The sequence below is a fragment of the Mesorhizobium sp. M7A.F.Ca.ET.027.03.2.1 genome, from assembly GCF_003999175.1.
Classification (GTDB): domain Bacteria; phylum Pseudomonadota; class Alphaproteobacteria; order Rhizobiales; family Rhizobiaceae; genus Mesorhizobium.
On the sequence record NZ_RZOM01001124.1, the window covers coordinates 1 to 1,946 of the forward strand.

1 protein-coding gene is annotated in these 1,946 nt (G+C 63.1%); it reads left to right on the top strand.

Annotation, left to right across the window (positions count from 1 at the left end):
- Positions 1-1,707: ABC transporter ATP-binding protein/permease (locus EN750_RS31970; protein WP_145968110.1), on the top strand; the 1,707-nt coding region annotated here is incomplete at its 5' end.
- Positions 1,708-1,946: the final 239 nt, after the last annotated feature.

Sequence of the window (1,946 nt, forward strand, 5' to 3'; positions counted from 1 at the left end):
CTGCTGGTCAATGCCGGCGTCCTCGTGCTGCTGGTCGTACTCAAGGACGCTGGCTTTACCGGCATCCGCAATCTTGTCTCGGCGACATTGCACCGCAAATGGCGCGGTTGGCTGGACAGCCGCTTCAACGAAGCGCTGCTGGATGGCAACCATACGCATTTCCATGCCCAGCATGCATCGACCGGCAGCGGCGCACCGCCCCCCGACAACATCGACCAGCGTGTCCAGGAATCCATCAAGGACATGACCGGGGGCGCCATCGGGCTCGCCATGGGCGTACTGGCCGTCGCCACCTCGCTCTTCTTCGTCGGCCAGAAGCTGCTCGAAAACTCCGTCGAGGTGAAGGGGCTGGAGTTCCTCGGCAGCTATGGCAGCGCCATCCTGGCCTTCCTGGCCGTTGCCACCTATGTGCCGCTGAACACATGGATCGCCGTCGAGCTCGGCGGCCTGCTCGAGCGCCTCAACGTCAGGATGCAGAAGGCCGAAGGCAGCTATCGCGGCGAACTGACGACGTTCCTGCGCCGCTCCTTCCATGTCGCGGCGTCTCAGGGCGAAGGCGTGCAAAGGACCATGCATGGCCGGCTCTATGTCGATATCGACGGCACCTGGACGCGGCTGAACATCGTCAACACCGTCTATATGTCGTTCGAGCTGATCTACAATTTCATCGGCGCCCGCATTGTCGCCTATGGACCGGGTCTCGTGCCGTTCATCCACAACCGCCTCGATCTGAAGGGCTATATAACCGGCTCCGAGCTGGTCAATTCTCTGATCGGCCAGTGTTCGTGGTTCATCCACGTCATGCCCGCCATCGCCACGCTGCGCGCCAACAGCCAGCGTGTCACCGAGTTGGCCAACGCGATCGAGAATGTCCAGCATCCGCAGGAATTCTACAGCCAGACCGGCCGCTCCGATTTCCACTACACCAGCCAGAACCCGGTTTTCGGCCTGACCATCCAGAAGCTCGAACTGGCGCATCAAGGCGAGGATGCGACGCCCTTCCTCAGCGCCGCCAATTTGCGCTTCCGGCGCGGCGAATGGACTTTCCTGAAGGGCGAGTCCGGCTGCGGCAAGACCTCGCTGATCAAGGCGATCAACGGCCTGTGGCCCTATGGCCGCGGCACCATCGTCTTCCCCGAAGGCGTGAAGAGTTTCTATGCCGCCCAGGAGGTCAAGCTGCAGCCTGTGTCGCTGAAGCAACTGGTCTGCCTGCCGGGCTCCGAGCACGACCATGGCGACGCGCAGGTGGCGTCGGCGCTGCACAAGGCCGGGCTTGGCGACTTCATCGAGCACATGGCCGACGAAAGCCGCGAAGGCAAAAGCTGGGACCAGGTGCTGTCGGGCGGCCAGAAGCAGAAGCTGGTGGTGGCTCGCATCGTGCTGCAGCAGCCGGGGCTGCTGTTCCTTGACGAGGCGACCGGCGCGCTCGACCCCGACGGCAAGGTCGCCTTCCACCAGGCCATCAAGGACAACTGCCCCGATGTCACGGTGATCAGCGTCATGCACGAAGCGGTTGCGCCGAGATCGATGAGCGGCAGCGAATTCTATCACAGCATCGTCGCGATCGCCGACGGCGTCGCCACCAAGAAGCCGCTGGTTCCGACCCTGCCCGCCGAACTCACCACCATTCTGGTGCAGCCCAGGCCGGTCCCAAGGCCGGTCGAAGACAAGTGGCTGCGTTTCTCGCGCCGGCTGAAGCAGAAATAACGGTTATTCCACCCCGGTCTGCCGAGGCGAACGGCGGCCGGCGATCACAGTCTCGCGATCTTGGCCGCTCGTCGGCATTTTCCCTCCTCACCGCGATTGACACGGCAAGGCGCGCTCCTATGTTGCGCCCGCTTGCAGATAGTAAAAACGCGAACCCGCAAGCGGAAAGGTCACCGCGCCATGCCTGGCGACAGTCACAGTCGAACGCAACAGCCGTCCGCCCTGACGTGACCTCACAT